General features: G+C 36.6%; 9 protein-coding genes. All 9 read left to right on the top strand.

Annotated elements, in window-relative coordinates:
* Window positions 1-125: 125 nt before the first annotated feature.
* The 9 genes from NJT12_RS13590 (at window position 126) to NJT12_RS13550 (ending at window position 19,612) form a co-directional block, all read left to right on the top strand.
* Window positions 126-1,859 (top strand): glycoside hydrolase family 43 protein, encoded by a 1,734-nt coding sequence (locus NJT12_RS13590; RefSeq protein WP_271336466.1) that lies wholly within the window; start codon window positions 126-128, stop codon window positions 1,857-1,859.
* Window positions 1,860-2,011: 152 nt separating this feature from the next.
* On the top strand, window positions 2,012-4,987 hold the full coding sequence (locus NJT12_RS13585) for a glycosyl hydrolase 115 family protein (RefSeq protein ID WP_271336465.1): 2,976 nt from the start codon (window positions 2,012-2,014) through the stop codon (window positions 4,985-4,987).
* A 72-nt stretch (window positions 4,988-5,059) separates the two neighbouring features.
* The gene (locus tag NJT12_RS13580) at window positions 5,060-6,298 is read left to right on the top strand and encodes an SGNH/GDSL hydrolase family protein (RefSeq protein WP_271336464.1); all 1,239 of its coding nucleotides are present in this window, start codon (window positions 5,060-5,062) and stop codon (window positions 6,296-6,298) included.
* Between the two features lie 86 nt (window positions 6,299-6,384).
* Complete coding sequence (locus tag NJT12_RS13575) at window positions 6,385-9,102, top strand: alpha/beta hydrolase-fold protein (RefSeq protein ID WP_271336463.1); 2,718 nt, start codon at window positions 6,385-6,387, stop codon at window positions 9,100-9,102.
* 82 nt (window positions 9,103-9,184) lie between these two features.
* On the top strand, window positions 9,185-11,722 hold the full coding sequence (locus tag NJT12_RS13570; protein ID WP_271336462.1) for a glycosyl hydrolase 115 family protein: 2,538 nt from the start codon (window positions 9,185-9,187) through the stop codon (window positions 11,720-11,722).
* A gap of 42 nt (window positions 11,723-11,764) precedes the next feature.
* Window positions 11,765-14,479 carry a T9SS type A sorting domain-containing protein gene (locus NJT12_RS13565; RefSeq protein WP_271336461.1) on the top strand — a complete coding sequence of 905 codons (2,715 nt, stop codon included), beginning with the start codon at window positions 11,765-11,767 and terminating at the stop codon, window positions 14,477-14,479.
* Window positions 14,480-14,555: 76 nt separating this feature from the next.
* A complete protein-coding gene (locus tag NJT12_RS13560) occupies window positions 14,556-16,853 on the top strand; it encodes a glycoside hydrolase family 127 protein (protein WP_271336460.1) in 2,298 nt (765 codons plus the stop codon).
* An 11-nt stretch (window positions 16,854-16,864) separates the two neighbouring features.
* Window positions 16,865-17,995, top strand: a complete 1,131-nt coding sequence (locus tag NJT12_RS13555) for a glycoside hydrolase family 43 protein (protein ID WP_271336459.1) — start codon at window positions 16,865-16,867, stop codon at window positions 17,993-17,995.
* A 45-nt stretch (window positions 17,996-18,040) separates the two neighbouring features.
* Window positions 18,041-19,612, top strand: a complete 1,572-nt coding sequence (locus NJT12_RS13550) for a glycoside hydrolase family 43 protein (RefSeq protein ID WP_271336458.1) — start codon at window positions 18,041-18,043, stop codon at window positions 19,610-19,612.
* The last annotated feature ends 35 nt before the right edge of the window (window positions 19,613-19,647 follow it).

Genomic DNA, 19,647 nt, shown 5'->3' with positions numbered 1-19,647 from the left:
CTTTAGTAAGAAGCCGGGGGGTAATTCCCTCGGCTTTTAAATTATGAATTCAGTTACAATATCCAGGTCTCTTAAACTTACATTTTAGCTTTTCAGAATTTTTAACAATAAATGAACAATTACAAATGAAGCCGCAAAAAATATTTTTCTTATTTCCATTATTGTTTCTCTTGTCTTTCAAAATAATAGGTGCAAATGACACTCTTATAAAAAAACAAAATAAAAAAACTCCTGTTTTCTCTAATGTTATCTACCAGGGTAATGATAACATTTATAGAAATAATCCATTAAAACCGGACGAATTTTATTCTCCAATTCTACAGGGATGTTATCCTGATCCTGCAATAACCAGAAAAGGAGATGATTATTATATGGTATGTTCGTCATTTGCGATGTTTCCGGGCGTGCCCATTTTCCATTCTAAAGATTTAGTAAATTGGACTGACCTTGGAGGGGTATTAAATAAGGTTTCAGAATTTAATCCACATGACACCGGTATCAGTCAAGGTGTATATGCCCCAGGTATTACTTATAACCCGCACAATGATACTTTCTATATGATTGTGACAGCATTTTCAGGAGGTCTGGGCAATATTATAGTAAAAACAAAAGATCCTCTAAAAGGTTGGGGAAGCCCTATAAAGTTAGCTTTTGACGGAATAGATCCCTGCATTTTTTTTGATGATAACGGAAAAGGGTATGTCGTACATAACGATGCTCCGGATAAAGGAAAAGAATTGTATCAGGGCCATCGTGTAATCAAAGTTTGGGAATATGATGTTGAAAATGATAAAGTAATTCCGGGTACTGACAAAATTATAGTGGATGGAGGTGTAGATCTTTCTAAAAAACCAATATGGATTGAAGCACCTCATTTGTATAAAAAAGACGGACGTTATTATTTAATGTGTGCCGAGGGTGGTACAGGAGGAAACCATAGTGAAGTTGTTTTTGTGAGTGATAGCCCCAAAGGGCCTTTTAAACCCGCATCAAATAACCCGATTCTTACACAAAGATATTTCCCTAAAGACAGAGCTGATAAAGTAGACTGGGCCGGACATGCAGACTTAGTATTAGGTCCCGATAATAAGTATTATGGAGTTTTTTTAGGTGTTAGGCCAAATGATAAGGACAGAGTAAATACAGGACGCGAAACTTTTATGCTGCCTGTAGACTGGTCGGGCATTTTTCCGGTGTTTGAAAACGGATTAGTTCCTTTGGAACCAAAAATTAAAATGCCTAAAGGAGTTATTGAAAATAAAACCGGCAAAGATGGATTTTTCCCTAACGGAAATTTTACGTTTACCGAAAATTTTACCGCTCAAAAGTTAGATTATAGATGGATTGGACTCAGAGGACCGCGTGAGAGTTTTGCTTTAGTAACTAAAAAAGGATTGGAGATCAAACCCTTTGAAGTAAATATCAAAGAATTGAAACCAACATCGACACTTTTTTACAGACAACAGCACAATACTTTTTCATTTTCAGCAACAATTGATTACAAACCAGCATCTGAAAAATATTTAGCTGGTATTGTATGTTTACAAAACGAGCATTTTAATTATGTTTTTGGTGTAACAAAAAAAGGAAAAGATACCTATATCTTGTTGGAAAGAACAGAAAAAGGACAATCAAAAATTTTAGCAAGTACTAAAATTGATATTAAGAAAAACATTCGTCTTCAGGTAAAAGCAGCAGGAGACAGTTATGAGTTTAGTTATGCTCTAAACGGCAGCGATTTTGTAAACTTAGGCGCGCCAGTTTCCGGAGATATTCTGTCAACAAATGTAGCAGGAGGTTTTACAGGAGCATTAGTAGGATTATATGCTACAGCTGCAAATGACGCTCAGCCGCAATAAGACATTAGAGAAATGAATATTAATCAAACCGTCACAGCTTTTAAGGGATAGATATTAAAAAAAACTTTCATATTTGAGTTTAGGAAACCGTATGTCTAACCATCATGCACTATTTGCCAAATTCTAAATTATTATAATAAAAATAGGTAATCATGATTCCATGCAATTTGAACTTTTACAGACTAATAGTAATGCTGTTCTTAGTGACCAATGCATTTGGCCAGTCAATTAAAACAAGTGACTATAAAAGCCCTTCTCAGTATGTTTTACATCAAAAAGAAGAGAAAGCTTTTACAATTGCTTCTACTGGTAAATCAGCTTCAATTTTTGTTGATTCAAAAGATTGGAAAGGCATTATTCGTGCAGCTAAAGATTTAGGAAATGATATTGGCAAAGTAACAGGTACAACTTCTATGGTTTTTGAAAATGCCAGACCGCAAAGCAACTCCATTGTTATAGGAACCATTGGCAAAAGTGCTAGTATTGATAAATTAATTGCAGCAAAAAAAATTGATGTTTCTGAAATAAAAGGACAATGGGAATCTTTTTTAATTCAAACAGTAGATGGCCAGTTAATAGTTGCGGGGAGCGATAAAAGAGGAACCATCTATGGAATTTATGATATTTCGGAAAAAATTGGAGTATCGCCATGGTATTTTTGGGCTGATGTTCCAATTCAAAAATCAGAACAGCTTTACGTAAAACAGGGCAGGTACATTCAAAGTTCGCCAAAAGTGAAATATCGCGGAATCTTTATCAATGATGAAGAGCCTTCATTTGGACAGTGGGCAAGAGAAGCCTATGGCGGAATCAATTCTAAAATGTATGTCAATATTTTTGAATTGCTGCTCCGCTTAAAAGCCAATTATTTATGGCCGGCAATGTGGGGGAAATCCTTTAATGAAGATGATCCTCTTAATCCTGTAACGGCTGATGAATACGGAATAGTAATGGGAACTTCACATCATGAACCAATGATGCGTTCACAAAAAGAATATACAGATAGAAAAACAGAAATTGGAGAATGGAATTATGCCACAAACAAAAAAAATATTGATCAGTTTTTTTATAAAGGGATAGAGCGCAATAAAAATTTTGATAATATGATTACCATAGGTATGCGTGGTGAAGGGGATGTGGCAATGGGCGAGGGAAATGACGTTGAAAACATCAAAACACTTCAAAATGTTATTAAAGGACAGCGGGAAATCATTCAAAAAATATATAAAGACAGTCCTGAAAATCATCCGGAGGTCTGGGCTATTTTTACAGAAGTACAGCGGTATTACGATGCGGAACTTACAGTGCCCGATGATGTAATCCTTCTGTTTTGTGATAATAACTGGGGCAATATACGCCGCACTTATCCGGAAAAAGAAAAGAATAGAAAAGGCGGAGGCGGACTGTATTATCACATTGATATGAATGGCGGTCCATGGAACGATCGCTGGATCAATACCACCACAATTCCTAAATTGCAGCAGCAGTTTAATTTAGCTTACCAGTCAGGAATCGATAAATTGTGGATTGTGAATGTAGGAGATCTTAAGCCAAAGGAACTTCCTATTGATTTTATTATGCGTTTTGCCTGGAATCCAGATGGAATTACTGCTGATCAGGTATGGAATTATACTGTTGACTGGGCGGGCAGAATCTTTGGAAAAGAACATGCGGAGGAAATTGCTGATATCGTATCAAAATATACTAAATATAATCTTTGGCGCAAGCCTGAAGCCCAGACAGCTAATATTTTCAGCATTGTCAATTACCAGGAATCAGACCGGGTTTTGAAACTATGGAAAGAGGTAGCGGACAAAGCAGAAAAACTGCAGTCAAAAATACCTGCTGAGGCTCAGGATGCTTATTATCAATTAGTATTGTATCCAGCTAAAGCTTCAGCCACAGTGGCTGAAATTTATCTTGCAGCAGATAAAAATATGCTTTATGCGAAACAAGGCCGGGTTAGTGCGAATGATTTTTATAAACGTGCTCAGGACCTTTTTGAACAAGATAAAAAGTGGAGCGACTATTATAATGATTCAATAGCAAAAGGAAAATGGAAATATATGATGAGTGATGTTCATATAGGTTATAAAATGTGGTCAATGCCAAAGGCCAATGCACTGCCCGAAATGAAAGAAATAAAACCATTACCTGAACCAAAGATTGGAGTAGCTATCGAGGGAACTGAATTGTCATGGCCTGATACAGCTGAAAAAGCAATACTACCCTTATTCGACGCATTGGCTAAATCAAGCTATTATATTGATGTATTTAACCGTGGTACAGGAAGTTTTGAATTTACAGCAAAAGCAGATAAACCCTGGATTAGATTGAGCCAATTTGGTGGAATTGTTCAAAAAGAAACCCGTATTCAGGTAGCTATAGACTGGAATACTTTATTGGACGGAACCTTTAACGGTAAGATCGAAATTAGCCAGGGAAAAAAAAGAGTTGAGGTACAGGTAACTGCTGAAAAAGGAGCGGTGCCAAAAGTGGAGGAACCTTATTTTGGAAGTTTGACTGGAGAATTTTCTATACCTTCAAACAAATACAATGCAAATATAGCGGGCAAGAATGCAAAGTGGATTGTTCTCCCTGATTTAGGAAGATCAGATGCCAGTATGGGAATTACTCCTGTAACCGCCCCAAGTGCAAATCCCGATACAGCGCCCAGATTAGAATATAAAATATTTCTCCCCAAAGCAGAAAAAGTAAAAGTCTGTTTAGGCATTCTTCCTACCCAGGATATTAATCCGGAGAGAGGACTTAGGATTGCAGCATCTTTAAATGATCAGGCGCCAAAATTTATTGATGCCAGAAAAGGACTCGTTGATACTTTTGGAGAGTATACACCATCAAATTTAGCGCATTCAAAAGTGCTAAAACCACTCCCGGCTTTAAATGATGACATTACTTTTATTGGCAATGGCAAACAGCGTCGAAATGAAGTTTTTGATAATTTAAGATGGCTCGATGTCGAGTTGGAAGTAGAAGAACCAGGTATGCATACCTTAAAAATTTTTATGATTGATCCGGAAATTGTACTGGAGAAAATTGTAGTGAATCCCGATAACAAACACCCAAGTTATTTTGGAGCTGTACCAATACAGCATAATGTAAAATAATTTAGGTGAAGTCTGCTAAAATAACGGCGGATAAAAAGAATAAAAATTAGTATTCAATCTTTAAAAAGAAACATGAAAAAGGAATATATCAAATTGTTACTGCTTTCAAATCTCTTCTTTTTGGTTTTGGGCTGTAAATCCGGCCAGACACAGGAAAAAGTATCAGCCAGGGCTGGTATTGAGAACTGGACTGGTACATGGGCTACTGCCCAGATGCTTGTGGAGCCCAATAATATGCCTCCTGAACCGGGGCTCTCAGAGAATACACTCCGACAAATTATTAAGGTTTCCATCGGAGGAAATAAACTGCGTCTGCATTTTTCCAACATATTCAGTGATCAGCCAACTGTTTTGAAATCCGTAAGTATTGCAGATGTTGCAGCTGCTCCGATTATTGACTTGAAAAGTCAGAAGATCCTTAGTTTTAATGGAAGTTCCGGTATAACCATAAATCCTGGAGAGGAAGTGTTTTCAGATGCTTTTAATTTTGATTTAAAGCCAGGTCAGCTTTTAGCAGTTACCATTTATTATGGAGCCACTTCACAAAAAACATCAGGTCATCCCGGTTCTCGTACGACTTCTTATATACTGAAAGGAGATCATCTTAATGATAAAGATTTTGCCGGAGCAGTAAAAACAGACCACTGGTATTCGATTATGGGAGTAGATGTTAGTGCTTCTAAAAATGCAGCTAATATCGTCTGCATGGGAAATTCTATTATAGACGGCCGAGGATCCGGCACAAATAAGCAGAATCGTTTTACAGATATTCTGGCGGCACGTTTGCTGGCAGATAAAAAAACGGAGCATATTGGAGTTTTAAATTTAGGGATTGGAGGAAATTGTGTGCTGCAGGGAGGATTAGGTCCCACGGCATTGAATCGTTTTGATAGAGATGTACTTTCTCAGCAAGGAACAAAATGGTTAATTCTTCTGGAAGGAATAAATGATATTGGTGGCATAAAGCGTGCTGAAGATGCGCCTCTAAAAGCCAAAGAACTTATTGAAGCGTATAAAATAATGATAGGTAAAGCACATGCTAAAGGGATAAAAGTGTACGGATGTACCATTTTACCCTTTCAAAAATCATTTTATGATGCGCCCTACAAACAAGATGCGCGTGATATTGTAAATGAATGGATTCGCTATAGCAACAGCTTTGATGCTGTAATTGATTTTGATAAAGTAATGGCTTCAGGAGTTGGCTCAAAAACGATTTTAGCGAACATGCATGACAATGACTTTCTGCATCCAAACGAACTGGGTTATCTCACAATGGGACAAGCTGTAGATTTGGATTTATTTAAATAAAAGTATGATGGGAACTAAATGTTTGAAAGCAATTTCTAAGTTCCCCACCGCTAAATGATTTTTTGACACTAAACAAATTATGTACTATGAAATCAATAATTAGATTTTTTGCATTTGCAGTCTTATTTTCAATCGGACAAAAAGGGTATTCTCAAGATCCTAATTTTCAGGTTTATTTAAGTTTTGGACAGTCTAATATGGAAGGCAACGCTAAAATAGAACCTCAGGATACCGTTGGGATCGATGATCGATTTCAGGTTTTAGAGGCCGTAGACTGTCCCGAAATCGGCCGTAAAATGGGGAATTGGTATAAAGCCGTGCCGCCATTATGCCGTTGTACGACCGGATTAACGCCAACTGATTATTTTGGTAAGACAATGACAGCAAATCTTCCGGAATATATAAAAATAGGCATTATAAATGTTGCCGTTGGAGGTTGTAAAATTGAACTTTTTGATAAAGATAAGTCTGAGGATTATACTGCAACGGCACCTGACTGGATGAAAGGAATGATCAAACAGTACAATGGCAATCCGTATCAAAGACTTGTGGATATGGCCAGAATTGCACAAAAAAAAGGAGTCATTAAAGGAATCTTGGTACATCAGGGTGAGTCGAATACAGGTGATACGCTCTGGACAAAGAAGCTAAAGATAGTCTACGACAATTTGATAAAAGACCTGAATTTAGACCCAAAAAAAGTGCCGCTGCTTTCTGGAGAAACGGTAAACGAAGACCAGAACGGTAAATGTGCCAGCATGAACAAAATCATTGCTACGCTTCCGCAGACCATACCTAATTCCTACGTGATTTCATCCAGCGGCTGTAAAGCAGCATCTGATAACTTACATTTTACTGCCGATGGTTACAGAGAATTAGGAAAACGCTATGCACAGAAAATGCTTTCCTTATTAGGATATAAATTTTACAACGGGAAAGAATTTTTTAGAATTCATGCCCCCATAGGTTTTGATCAGTTAAATTCAGATGTACCAGCTGGAAAAATTGAAAGCATCAGCTATGAATCTCAAACAGTAGGTGCTGTCAGAAAAGCAACTGTTTATACGCCACCCGGATTTGATAAAAAGAAAAAGTACCCTGTATTGTACCTTTTACATGGAATAGGCGGGGATGAAAAAGAATGGCTTAACGGAGGAAGTCCCCAGATAATATTAGATAATCTTTATGCAGAAGGAAAAATTGAACCTATGATTGTGGTGATGCCAAATGGCAGAGCTATGAAAGACGATAGTGCTTCCGGAAATATAATGTCTCCGGATAAGATACAAGCCTTTGCAGTATTTGAGAAGGATCTGCTCCATGATTTAATTCCTTTTATAGAAAAAAAATACCCCATTTTTAAAGATAGAGAACATCGCGCCATTGCCGGTTTGTCGATGGGTGGAGGCCAGTCCCTGAATTTCGGATTGGGGAATTTAGATAAATTTGCCTGGGTGGGCGCATTCTCTGCAGCTCCTAATACTAAAATGCCGGAGGAATTACTTCCTAATCCGCAAGAAGCAAAAAAGAAGCTAAAATTACTTTGGATTTCCTGTGGTGACGATGATGGTCTTATCGGTAACAGCAGGCGTACACATGATTATCTCTTTAAGAATGATGTACCTCATATTTATTATATAGAGCCTGGTGTTCATGACTTTAAAGTATGGAAAAATGGTTTATATATGTTCTCACAATTTTTGTTCAAAACTGTCGATCAGTCCACTTTTCCCGAATATACTATTTTAGGAGAGGCAGCTCAAACCAATATCCGTAACAGTAAATATCCTCGAATTCTGCCTGATAATAAGGTGGTTTTTAAAATCAAAGCACCAGAAGCTTCCAGATTACAAATTGATTTAGGCAGGAAATACGATATGACGAGAGATGAATCAGGATTATGGACAGTTACTACTGATGTTATAAATAAAGGATTTAATTATTATTCCTTAATTATTGACGGTGTAGCTGTAGCTGATCCGGCTAGTGAATCATTCTATGGTATGGGACGTATAGCCAGCGGGATAGAAATTCCAAATAAGGAAGGAGATTTTTATGATTTAAAAATGGTCTCACATGGCAATATTGTAATTAAAAAATATTTTTCAAAAGTAACTAATTCGTGGCGCGAAATTTATGTTTATACACCTCCGGATTATGAAAACGGTGCAGAGAAATTCCCTGTTTTATATCTTCTGCACGGCGGAGGTGAAGATCAGAGAGGCTGGACGGCTCAAGGCAAGGTAAATTTAATTCTCGATAATTTAATAGCACAAAAAAAGGCAGTACCAATGATAGTTGTCATGCTTGATGGTAACATACCTGGTGGTGGCGGATTGAAGGGTTTTAACGAAAATGTACTTAAAGCTTTTGAAAATGAATTGTTAACAGCAGTTATTCCTTTTGCTGAAAGTAATTTTAGGACTGCAGCAGGCACTAAAAACCGTGCTTTAGCAGGATTGTCAATGGGCGGCCTACAGGCTCTTTATACTGGAATTAAAAACACAGACATGTTCAGTTACCTGGGAGTTTTTAGTTCTGGCTGGTGGGCTGATAATCCAGCTTTATCAGATCCTCAGTATGAGTTTATGAAAAATAATGCAACAAAAATTAATTCAAATATCAGACAATTATGGATTTCAATGGGAGGGAGAGAAGATATTGCTTTCAATAATTGTAAAATAATGATAGGTAAATTTGATCAGATGGGAATTAAATATAAATACAGTGAATATTCAGGCGGGCATAGCTGGCCTGTATGGAGGCACGATTTATTTATGTTTGCTCCATTATTGTTTCAATAATAGTCTTTTAGATATGCTGAAAAAGAGATTATAAAAATAAAAGATCATTACGATTAATTGAATCATCTAATTTAAAAATACAATGAAAAGGTTCTCCATATTTATAATAATATTAATCCTAATCTGCACTTGTATTCCTTCAAGAGCAGCCCAGCCTTTTATAACAAAGGAAAGAACTCCTGATGTTATCGCTCTTAAAGAAAAGAATTCAAGTCTTTCTTTTCTTGTGAATAGCGGACTAGACGCAGGTATTTTTCGTGCAATTAATAATTTACAATCTGATTTTGAAAAAATTACCGGCAGCAGACCATTAATTTTTAATCAAAATCCAAATCAGTCTTCGCCCCTAATTATAATTGGAATGATAGGCACTAATTCGGTGATTGATGAACTAATAAAACAGAAAAAAATAGATGGAAAACTCCTCAAAGGAAAAAATGAAAAATTTATTATCCAAAACGTAAAAAATCCATTCAGAGGAGTAGAAGAAGCAGTTGTAATTGCAGGCAGTGACAAGCGCGGAACTATTTATGGAATTTATGAATTATCCAGACAAATTGGTGTTTCACCCTGGTATTACTGGGCAGATGTTCCCATAGAAAAAAAAGAAAATATTTATTTTCTAAAAGGAATATACAGCGATGGGGAACCTGCTGTAAAATATAGAGGAATTTTTCTAAACGATGAAGCTCCGTCACTAAGCGGCTGGTCAAAAGCGACATTTGGAGGTTTCAGCAGCAAGTTTTATGAAAAAGTTTTTGAATTACTGCTTCGTCTAAAAGCCAATTATATTTGGCCGGCAATGTGGGGAAGTGCTTTTTATGATGATGATCCGGCAAGCGGACCTTTGGCGAATGAAATGGGAATTGTAATGGGTACATCCCATCACGAACCGATGGCTCTGGCACAGACTGACTGGCATCGGTATATTAAAAAAAATAACCTTCCTAATATTTGGGATTACACCAAAAATAAAGAAGTTTTAGATCAATTCTGGAAAAGCGGTATCAAGCGCAGTAAAAACTGGGAGAAAGTGGTTACTGTAGGAATGCGCGGAGATGGAGATGAAGCAATGAGCGAAGGAACTAATATAAGCCTTCTGGAGAATATCGTAAAAGAACAGCGCCGTATTATTGCAGAAGAGACGGGTAAAAATCCTAAAAAAACCCAACAGGTTTGGGCTTTATATAAAGAAGTACAGGATTATTATGACCAGGGAATGCGGTTTCCTGATGATGTTACGCTGCTGTTTTGTGATGACAACTGGGGAAATGTGCGTAAACTACCTGATCTCACTAAGCCGCTTCACAAAGGCGGTTACGGCATGTACTATCACTTTGATTACGTTGGAGGTCCCAGAAACTCAAAATGGATTAACATAAGTCCGATACAGAGAGTTTGGGAGCAGATGAATCTCACTTATTCGCATGGAGTTGATAAAATTTGGATTGTAAATGTAGGCGATCTTAAACCAATGGAGTTCCCTGTCAGTTTCTTTTTAGACATGGCATGGAGCCCTGAAAAATTCAACTCTCAGAATCTTTTGGAATTTACAGAGAAATGGGCAGCCGAGCAATTTGGTGCAAAACATGCAAAAGAAATAGCAGGCATATTAAACACCTATCCAAAATTCAACAGGAGAGTTACCCCTGAAATGCTGGACAGCAGTACCTACAGTCTGGACAACTATAACGAATTTGAAACCGTTGTCAATGATTACAAAAATTTAGCACTCGATGCCTATCGAATTTACAACGATATTCCAACTGAATATAGAGATGCCTATTTTCAATTGGTTTTATATCCTGTAGATGCCTGCAGCAACCTTTATGAAATGTATCATGCACAGGCTAAAAATAAAAAACTCGCTGCTGAAGGAAATGTCCTTGCCAATAGTTATGCAGATAAAGTAAAAGTCTATTTTGAAAGGGACTCTATTCTTCAAAATAAATACAATAATGAAATTGCCGGCGGGAAATGGACCCATATTATGGATCAGATGAGAATTGGATACAAAGCGTGGCACGACTCTCCTAAAAACATATTGCCACAAATTACTTATGTTTCTAAACCGAATAAACCTGCAGCGAAAGTATTTCGCGAAAAAGACGGTTATGTTTCCATAGAGGCAGAACATTTTTCTCAATTAAATAACTCAGAGAAAATCCATTGGGAAGTGATTCCTGATTTTGGAAAAACAAAAAGTGGTATTACTACATTTCCACAGCAAATTTATCCGGGCACAGGAGAAAATATTTTTGTAGAATATGAAATTGATTTTGTCTCAACAGGCGAATTTAATGTCGAACTGCTTCTGGCTCCTACTCTTAATTTTAACAGTAATAAAGGCCTCCGTTATGAAATTTCTTTTGATGGAGAAAAACCAAAGCTTGTGAATTTTAATGGAAAATACCGCGGAGAATTGGGAAAATGGCAGGCAGAGCATTTAATACATTCCTCAACCAAACATATTATTTCAAAAGCAGGAAAACACACCATGCGTTTTCGGGTTTTAGATCCCGGAATTGTACTGGAGAAAATTCTAATAGATACAGGAGGATTAAAACCAGCATATTTGGGAGCTCCGGAAAGTGATATTTTTTACCAGGATAAATTCTAATTTTTTAATCGATTACTATTATTAACTAATACTATAAAGGTTATGAGAAAATTATACCAATTAAGTTTAATATTGATTGCGGTTTTATTTACATCATCTGTTGAGGTAAGTGCTCAAAATGCAAAAGTACAAATTGATAAAAACAAAACGTATCAAAAAATTACTGGTTTTGGAGGGTTTGTATGCAGCCCCCAATTTGGTTATAATTACATGTCTACAGATGAAATAAAAAAAATTTGGGGTACAAACAGTGAAGCAGAGTATAACATTATGCGGCTTTATATTCCGGCTGAGAATAACTGGCCCTCAACCCTTGCAACGGCAAAATTAGCCAAAAATGATTTAGGATTAAAGATTTTTGCCAGTCCCTGGACAATGCCAGCAGAATGGAAAACGAACAATAGCGAAGTTGCGGTTTATACAGATGCAAATGGAGTTCAGCAAATTGGCTACCTGAAAGAAGAGCATTATGAGGATTATGCCTTGTATCTTAATCGTTATGTAACATATCTTCGGGATAATGGAGTAGAACTCGATTATATTTCAATTCAAAATGAGCCTGATGAAAGGGCAACCTATCAAGGCTGTATATGGACACCTGTACAGATAGCTGCTTTTGTTAAAAATTACGGTCATCTGATTAATTGTAAAGTTATTGCGCCAGAAAGTGTAGGGTATTCAGATGCTTTTTCAGATGCTTTTTTGAATGCTGACACCATGCTAAACTTTGAAGTTTACGGAGTCCATCAGTATGGTGGCATTCAGTCAAAATACAAAGAATTTCAGAATTATAACAAGGAAATATGGATGACAGAATATTTAATTAACTGGAATTCCGGAGGTACAGTTCGTGATTTCAATTGGGGAATTGATGCTTTTAGTTTTGCAAATAGTGTCAATGATGCTTTATTAGGAAATGTCAATGCCTGGATCCACTACGCCGCTAAACGATATTATGGACTAATGGGAGATGGTACAAACGGAACACTGGACGGAGCAATTACCAAAAGAGGCTATATTCTTTCTCAATATGCAAAATTCACTACAGGTACAACGCGCATAGAATCAACATGGAGTGATGCTACTGCCCAACTTAAAGGGTCTTCGTATATAAATGATGCCGTTGATAAAATTGTTCTCACCATAATTAACCCATCGCAAAACACCTATAATCTTACTGTCGATTTACCATTTTATTCGGTAAAAGGCACTAAAACAATTACCAGTCAGAGCATTGATATGCAAAATACGGCAATGAATTTTGCTGAAACATTTCGTCCGGTAATAAGTATTGAGGCTTCGAGTTTTATTACATTGACATTTGAAAAGAATAAGGAAAAAATAGCTTCACAAATGAGCAGTAAAGAAGTTCATTACGCTAAAATTGAGAATCAATCTGTTACAAGTCCTACATTTGGAACAACGTATCAGATTAGTGGCAAAACAGTGACGTTTTCAAACGCAAGTCCCCTGATAAGTCCCAATATGAATGATGCTAATGGATACTTGAAATTAGATAATCGTTACAATAAATTTATAATGCATGTTAAAAGTTTTACTACTGCAAATCAGGGCAATACTGATAATACAACATTGTATTATATCAATGATAATGGAGAAGTAAAGTCTAAAAATTATGGAAAATTTAATTTTCCTGCAGGGGTTGAATTTGATTTGACATTTGATATTTCTAAATCCGTTCTTACAGATGGATGTACGGGAGTTATTGGCTTGCGAAACTCTAATTACAGTTCAGTACTTACTTTAAATTTGGGTGATGTATATTTTAATATTGCTGATGAAAAAGCAACCGAATTTGGAGGGATATATTCAGATGATGACAGCCTTCTGATGGATGCACTGCAAAGTATCAACTATGTATCATTAGATTTTAGAAACATCAGTGGCATCAGTTCATCCCAGAATTGGCGGGCCAAATCTGCAAATAAAAACAGTGTTTTTTATGTCACTGCCAATAACACTGCTGACAATGTAGTATCTGCAATGTCGTGTCAAAATTTAAATCTAATCGATCAGGGAGGTGATTTTAATGTTCCTTTCGGTTTTTCAGCTGTATCTGCATCCTTTTCCAAAACTATTGCAGGTTATGATGTTTTAGTTCTTCCATTTGAAGCCCATATACCTCAGGGTATAACAGCTTATACGATGCAGCCTTCATCTACTAAAATTACCTGCGATATAATTCAGGGTATAATTCCGGCAAATACACCTGTTTTATTGAGTGGCTCAGGTACATTTATTTTCAATGGAACCGGAAATGTCTCAACACCAAAAGCCTTAACTGTTAATCAAATGAATCCGGTTTACATTGGTATTAAGGCACCTGCAGGAAGTTACACATTAAAGACAGTAAATAATACTGCAGGATTTTATCCTGTGACAGTCGGAAGTGAGCCGCTAGTTTCATCATTTCATTTTTACTTAAGTGAAAAAAACGGATATAATGCCGCTGCGCTTCCGTTGGAGTTTACCACATTAGGCACAGTTCAAAATCAATTAGATGATCAGGTTGGTTTCAAATTATATCCAAATCCTGCTTTGGAGGAAATTTTTGTTGATAAGCTGTCTTCTGATTTTGATTATAAAATTTTTAATGCCCAAGGAACTTTAATGAATTCAGGAACTTTGAAAAGCGGGAATACCAGAATAAAAATAGAGTTACTTCCTGCCGGAGTTTATTTTATTAACGGAATCAATGGGACATCTACAATAAGTAGAAAATTTATAAAAAGATAAGACTTCAGGTTGATGAAACACTTGCAAAAGGCTTTTAAAGTTGAAAACAGCAGGCTTTTAATTACAAAAAAATATTATGAGAAATCTTTTATTGAAATACAAAATTTCATATTGTCTGCTGGGATTATTCATTGGATCCTCTGCCGTAGCTCAAATGCAGCCATTTAATTTAAGTGAAGTAAGATTAAAAGACGGGCCATTTAAAAATGCTCAGGATGTAGATCTTAAGTATATTTTTGCGCTTAATCCTGATAAACTTTTAGCTCCATACCTCATGGCTTCAGGACTTCCTGTAAAAGCAGATCGATACGGCAATTGGGAAAGTATAGGACTGGACGGGCATATTGCAGGGCATTATCTTTCTGCTCTGGCAATGATGTATGCTTCTACAGGAAATATTGAGCTTAAAAATCGGCTGGACTATATGGTTTCAGAGTTAGCGGTATGCCAGGAAAAAAATGGTAATGGTTATGTGGGCGGAATTCCACAGGGAAAGATTTTTTGGGATCGGCTTCACAACGGCGATATAGACGGAAGCAGTTTTGGCTTAAATAATACATGGGTACCGCTATACAATATCCATAAACTTTTTGCTGGCTTAAATGATGCTTATCATTATGCCGATAATGAAGAGGCAAAGGATATTTTGATAAAACTTGGAGACTGGTTTATAGAACTCATCCATCCTCTATCTTATGAGCAGATACAGAACATCTTAAAAACAGAACATGGCGGTATAAATGAATCTTTTGCAGATTTGTATATCATCACAAAGGATAAGAAGTATCTGGAAACAGCAGAAAAAATATCCCATCTGGCGCTTCTAAATCCGTTATTGAAAAAAGAAGATAAATTAACAGGACTGCATGCCAATACCCAAATTCCAAAAGTTATTGGCTTTGAAAAAATTGCAGTACTTTCCGGAAATAAGGAATGGTCAGACGTGGCAGAATTTTTTTGGAAGAATGTTACTCAAAAACGCAGCGTAGCTTTTGGAGGTAATAGTGTCGGGGAACATTTCAATCCAACGGATGATTTCAGCAGTATGGTCAAGTCAAATCAAGGGCCTGAAACCTGCAACTCGTACAATATGGAACGTTTAAGCAAGGCCTTGTTTCTGGATAAAAATGATGTGAGTTATCTCGATTTCTATGAACGCACGCTTTACAATCACATTCTTTCAAGCCAGCATCCCCAAAAAGGAGGTTTTGTATATTTTACTCCTATCAGGCCCAACCATTATCGTGTTTATTCCCAGCCTGAAACCAGTATGTGGTGCTGCGTAGGTTCAGGGCTTGAAAATCATTCTAAATACGGGGAGTTAATTTACAGTCATACAAACAATGACGTTTTTGTAAACCTTTTTATTCCTTCAGTATTGCAATGGAAAGAAACAGATATTCAGATAGAACAAACCACAAAATTTCCGTTTGAAAATAATACCGATTTAGTGTTGAAACTAAAAAAAGCGAAAACATTTTCATTGAATATCCGCTGTCCGCAATGGGCTGAAAATTTTGAAATTTCAATAAATGGAAAATCTCAAAAGATAGAAGCCAAGCCCTCTGACTATGTGGTACTGAAAAGAAAATGGAAATCCGGTGATCACATAAGGGTTAAATTCAAAACTTCTACACATTTAGAAGGTCTGCCTGATGGTTCAAACTGGAGTGCTTTTGTCAACGGCCCTATTGTACTGGCCGCTAAAACATCTGCAAAAGATTTAGATGGCTTGTTTGCTGACGACAGTCGAATGGGGCATACCGCAAGCGGCAAATATTACCCACTGGATCAAGCGTATACTTTGGTAGGGGATAAGGCAGATTATATTAAAAAACTTAAGGAATTAGGCCATATGCGTTTTAGTTTAGATTCATTAGAATTAGAACCTTTTTTTGAGGTACATGATGCACGTTATCAAATGTATTTTCAAAACTACTCAAAAGAACAGTTCAAAGAAAAACATGACGTATTGAAACAGCAGGAAATTGATGCAATGGCTATTGAATCTAAAACTGTAGATAAAATTAACTGCGGCGAGCAGCAGTCAGAAGTAGATCATTTTTATAAAGGCAAAAAAAGCAATTCTGGCTACGATGATGGAAAGTCATGGAGAAGTACCCGTTCCTTTATTTCATATCAATTATTAAATAAAAATAAGTCAGGTAAATTTTTAGATATAAGTATTATAGATGAGTTTAAAATGGATAACATGACAATTCTTGTAAATGATAAACCTGCTCAGATCGTGTCTTTGGAAAATAATGTAATGAGGCTAAATATAGATAAAATGGAAATGATAAACATCAAATTAATAGCTAAAGAGGATCATAATAGTCCAAAGTTTTATCAGCTAATAATTTTAAAATTTTAAAAAAAACAGAAATGATGCGAAACCAGCTTATGGTACTTTTTTTGATTTTTTTCTCTGTTTCATCTGCACAAAAAAACGATACAGCAAAAAAACTAAAAACAAATGAGGCCGAAAAAGTATTTAAATATACAAATCCCATAACAAGAGATTCTCTACTTTCCATGCGTGATTATATGATTAATAAAGTAGGTGAAAAGTGGTATGCCACAGGAACTTCTAATCCTGTATGGACAGGACCCAATCCGGGCGTTAAACTCTTAGTTTCAGATGATCTGATACATTGGAAATTTCATTCCTATTTAATTGATGCCAGGAAACTGCAGGAAGACTGCCCTTATAATGGCCGTTTCTGGGCACCTGAAATTCACTTTATTCAAAATAAATACTGGCTTACTGTAAACAGCGGTAAGGTTACCAAGGAAGATCCAAAAGGAATGATTACACACAGTATTTGGCTTTTTTCGGCAGATAAAATTACAGGACCCTATAAATTAGTAAACGGTCCGCTGACCAATCAGTATAATAACGATGCTACTTTATTTGAAGATGATAATGGCGACACCTATTTATACTGTAGTGGTAACGGGCTTTTTCAGGCAAAAATTGATTTGAGAACAGGAAAACTAACCACTCCAATAGAGAAGTTTTTAGACAAAAAACAGCCGGGTTATCCCGATTGGATGATCGGTGGAATTGAAGGTCCATTTGTAATTAAAAAGGAAGGAACTTATTTCATGTTTTTCTCTACCTGGACCCGCGGATATGAAGTAGGATTATTAAAATCAAAATCCCCAATGGGGCCTTGGGAATTGGTTTCCCGCGAACCTATTTTTGGAACCCGAAAAAAAGGGTATCGTCCAGAATTAGCAATCAGCGGAGGATACGATAATGGACAATTTACAGACACTCAGGATCCCTATGAGGAAACAGGTCACAATGCTTTGTTTGAGGGACCCGACGGCAATTTATGGACATCGTGCCATTATTTAATGGATGAAAAAAGACCTTATCCGTATAGTCAAAGCTTTCATTCATGGGAAAAACTTCCTCAATTGGGGATTGAACCTGTACACTATGCTGATGGTAAGTTTTATATCAATAGTCCAACCTGGACAGAACAGATTGTACCTCTGAAAAAATAGATCATGATGAGGTATTTATTTCTAATTCAATTCTAAGATAAAACGATGAAAATAAGAAACGCTTTTTTATGCATTATTCTGGTTGTTGGCTTGGTCAAAACCAATTACGCACAACAAAACAGAGCACAAAATTCAGTCATTTTTGCTGATGTTCCCGATATGTCCATAATTCGTGTAAACGATATTTATTACATGAGTAGCACGACCATGCACATGAATCCGGGCGTGCCCATTATGAAATCTAATGACTTAGTAAATTGGAAAATAGTCAATTATGTTTATCAAACATTAGAAGATGATAATGATAAACTAAATCTGGATAATGGAAAAAATGATTATGGCCGAGGTTCATGGGCCAGTAGTCTGCGTTATCATAATGGCATTTATTATGTGAGTACTTTTTCCGGAACAACTGGTAAGACCTATATTTTTTCTACAAAAAACATTGAAAAAGGCCCTTGGAAAAGAACTGTTTTAAATGATTCGTATCATGATCACACGATTTTTTTTGATGACGATGGTAAAGTTTACATGGTTTGGGGAGCAGGAAAACTGCAGATTATAGAGTTGAATTCAGATCTCTCGGATGTAAAAAAAGAAACACAAAAAGTGTTGATTGAAAATGCCAGTGCTCCTGCCGGAAACAATATCATGCTTCAGTCTGAGGGTTCACAGCTTTTTAAAGTCAAAGGGAAATATTATTTGTTTAATATAACCTGGCCAAAAGAAGGTATGCGCACTGTTATCATACATAGAGCAGATCGTATTTCAGGGCCTTGGGAAGGGAAAATAGGTCTGCAGGATTTGGGAGTTGCACAAGGCGGGCTTATTGATACACCGGATGGAAAATGGTTTTCGTATTTGTTTAAAGATTCCGGAGGTGTGGGCCGTATTCCTTATCTGGTTCCTGTGCAATGGAAGGAGGGCTGGCCAATTCTGGGCGAAAATGGTAAAGTACCGGAATATCTGGATTTACCCGCCAGTAGAGGTTTGATTCCGGGGATTGTTAATTCTGACGACTTTAACCGCAAAAAAGGAGATAAAGAACTGCCATTAGACTGGCAGTGGAACCACAATCCTGATAACTCCCTGTGGTCTGTTAAGGAAAGAAAAGGATATTTAAGATTAAAAACAGGCCAGATAGACAGCAGTTTTGTTCAGGCTAGAAATACCCTTACACAAAGAACTTTCGGACCTGAATGTGCAGCAGCTACAGTATTGGAAGTTTCAAAAATGAAAGAAGGCGACCTTGCGGGGATTTCTTTGCTGCAAAAAGAATATGGACTTTTAGCCGTTAAGGTTGAAAATGGTGCGAAAAAATTGGTCATGATTGATGCTGTTAAAGGCAATCCGCGTGAAGTTGAAAGCATTCCTTTAACCCAGGATAAAGTGTATTTCAAAGCAACATGTGATTTTAAAGAGAAAGCAGATACCGGAAGATTTTTTTACAGTTTGGATGGTAAAAAATGGATCAGTATCGGAAACGATATAAAACTGCCTTATACAATTCCTCATTTTATGGGGTATCGATTTGGGTTGTTTAACTATGCCACTAAAAATAAAGGAGGTTATGTAGATTTTGATTATTTCAATATTGAAGGTCAGACTCAAAAATGAAATTTACCAGTTTTAACAGTATAATACTTCGTACA

The sequence above is a fragment of the Flavobacterium azizsancarii genome, from assembly GCF_027980145.1.
GTDB lineage: Bacteria > Bacteroidota > Bacteroidia > Flavobacteriales > Flavobacteriaceae > Flavobacterium > Flavobacterium azizsancarii.
Note: the sequence above shows the minus strand (reverse complement) of the source record. Positions and strands in the feature narration are given on the sequence as shown.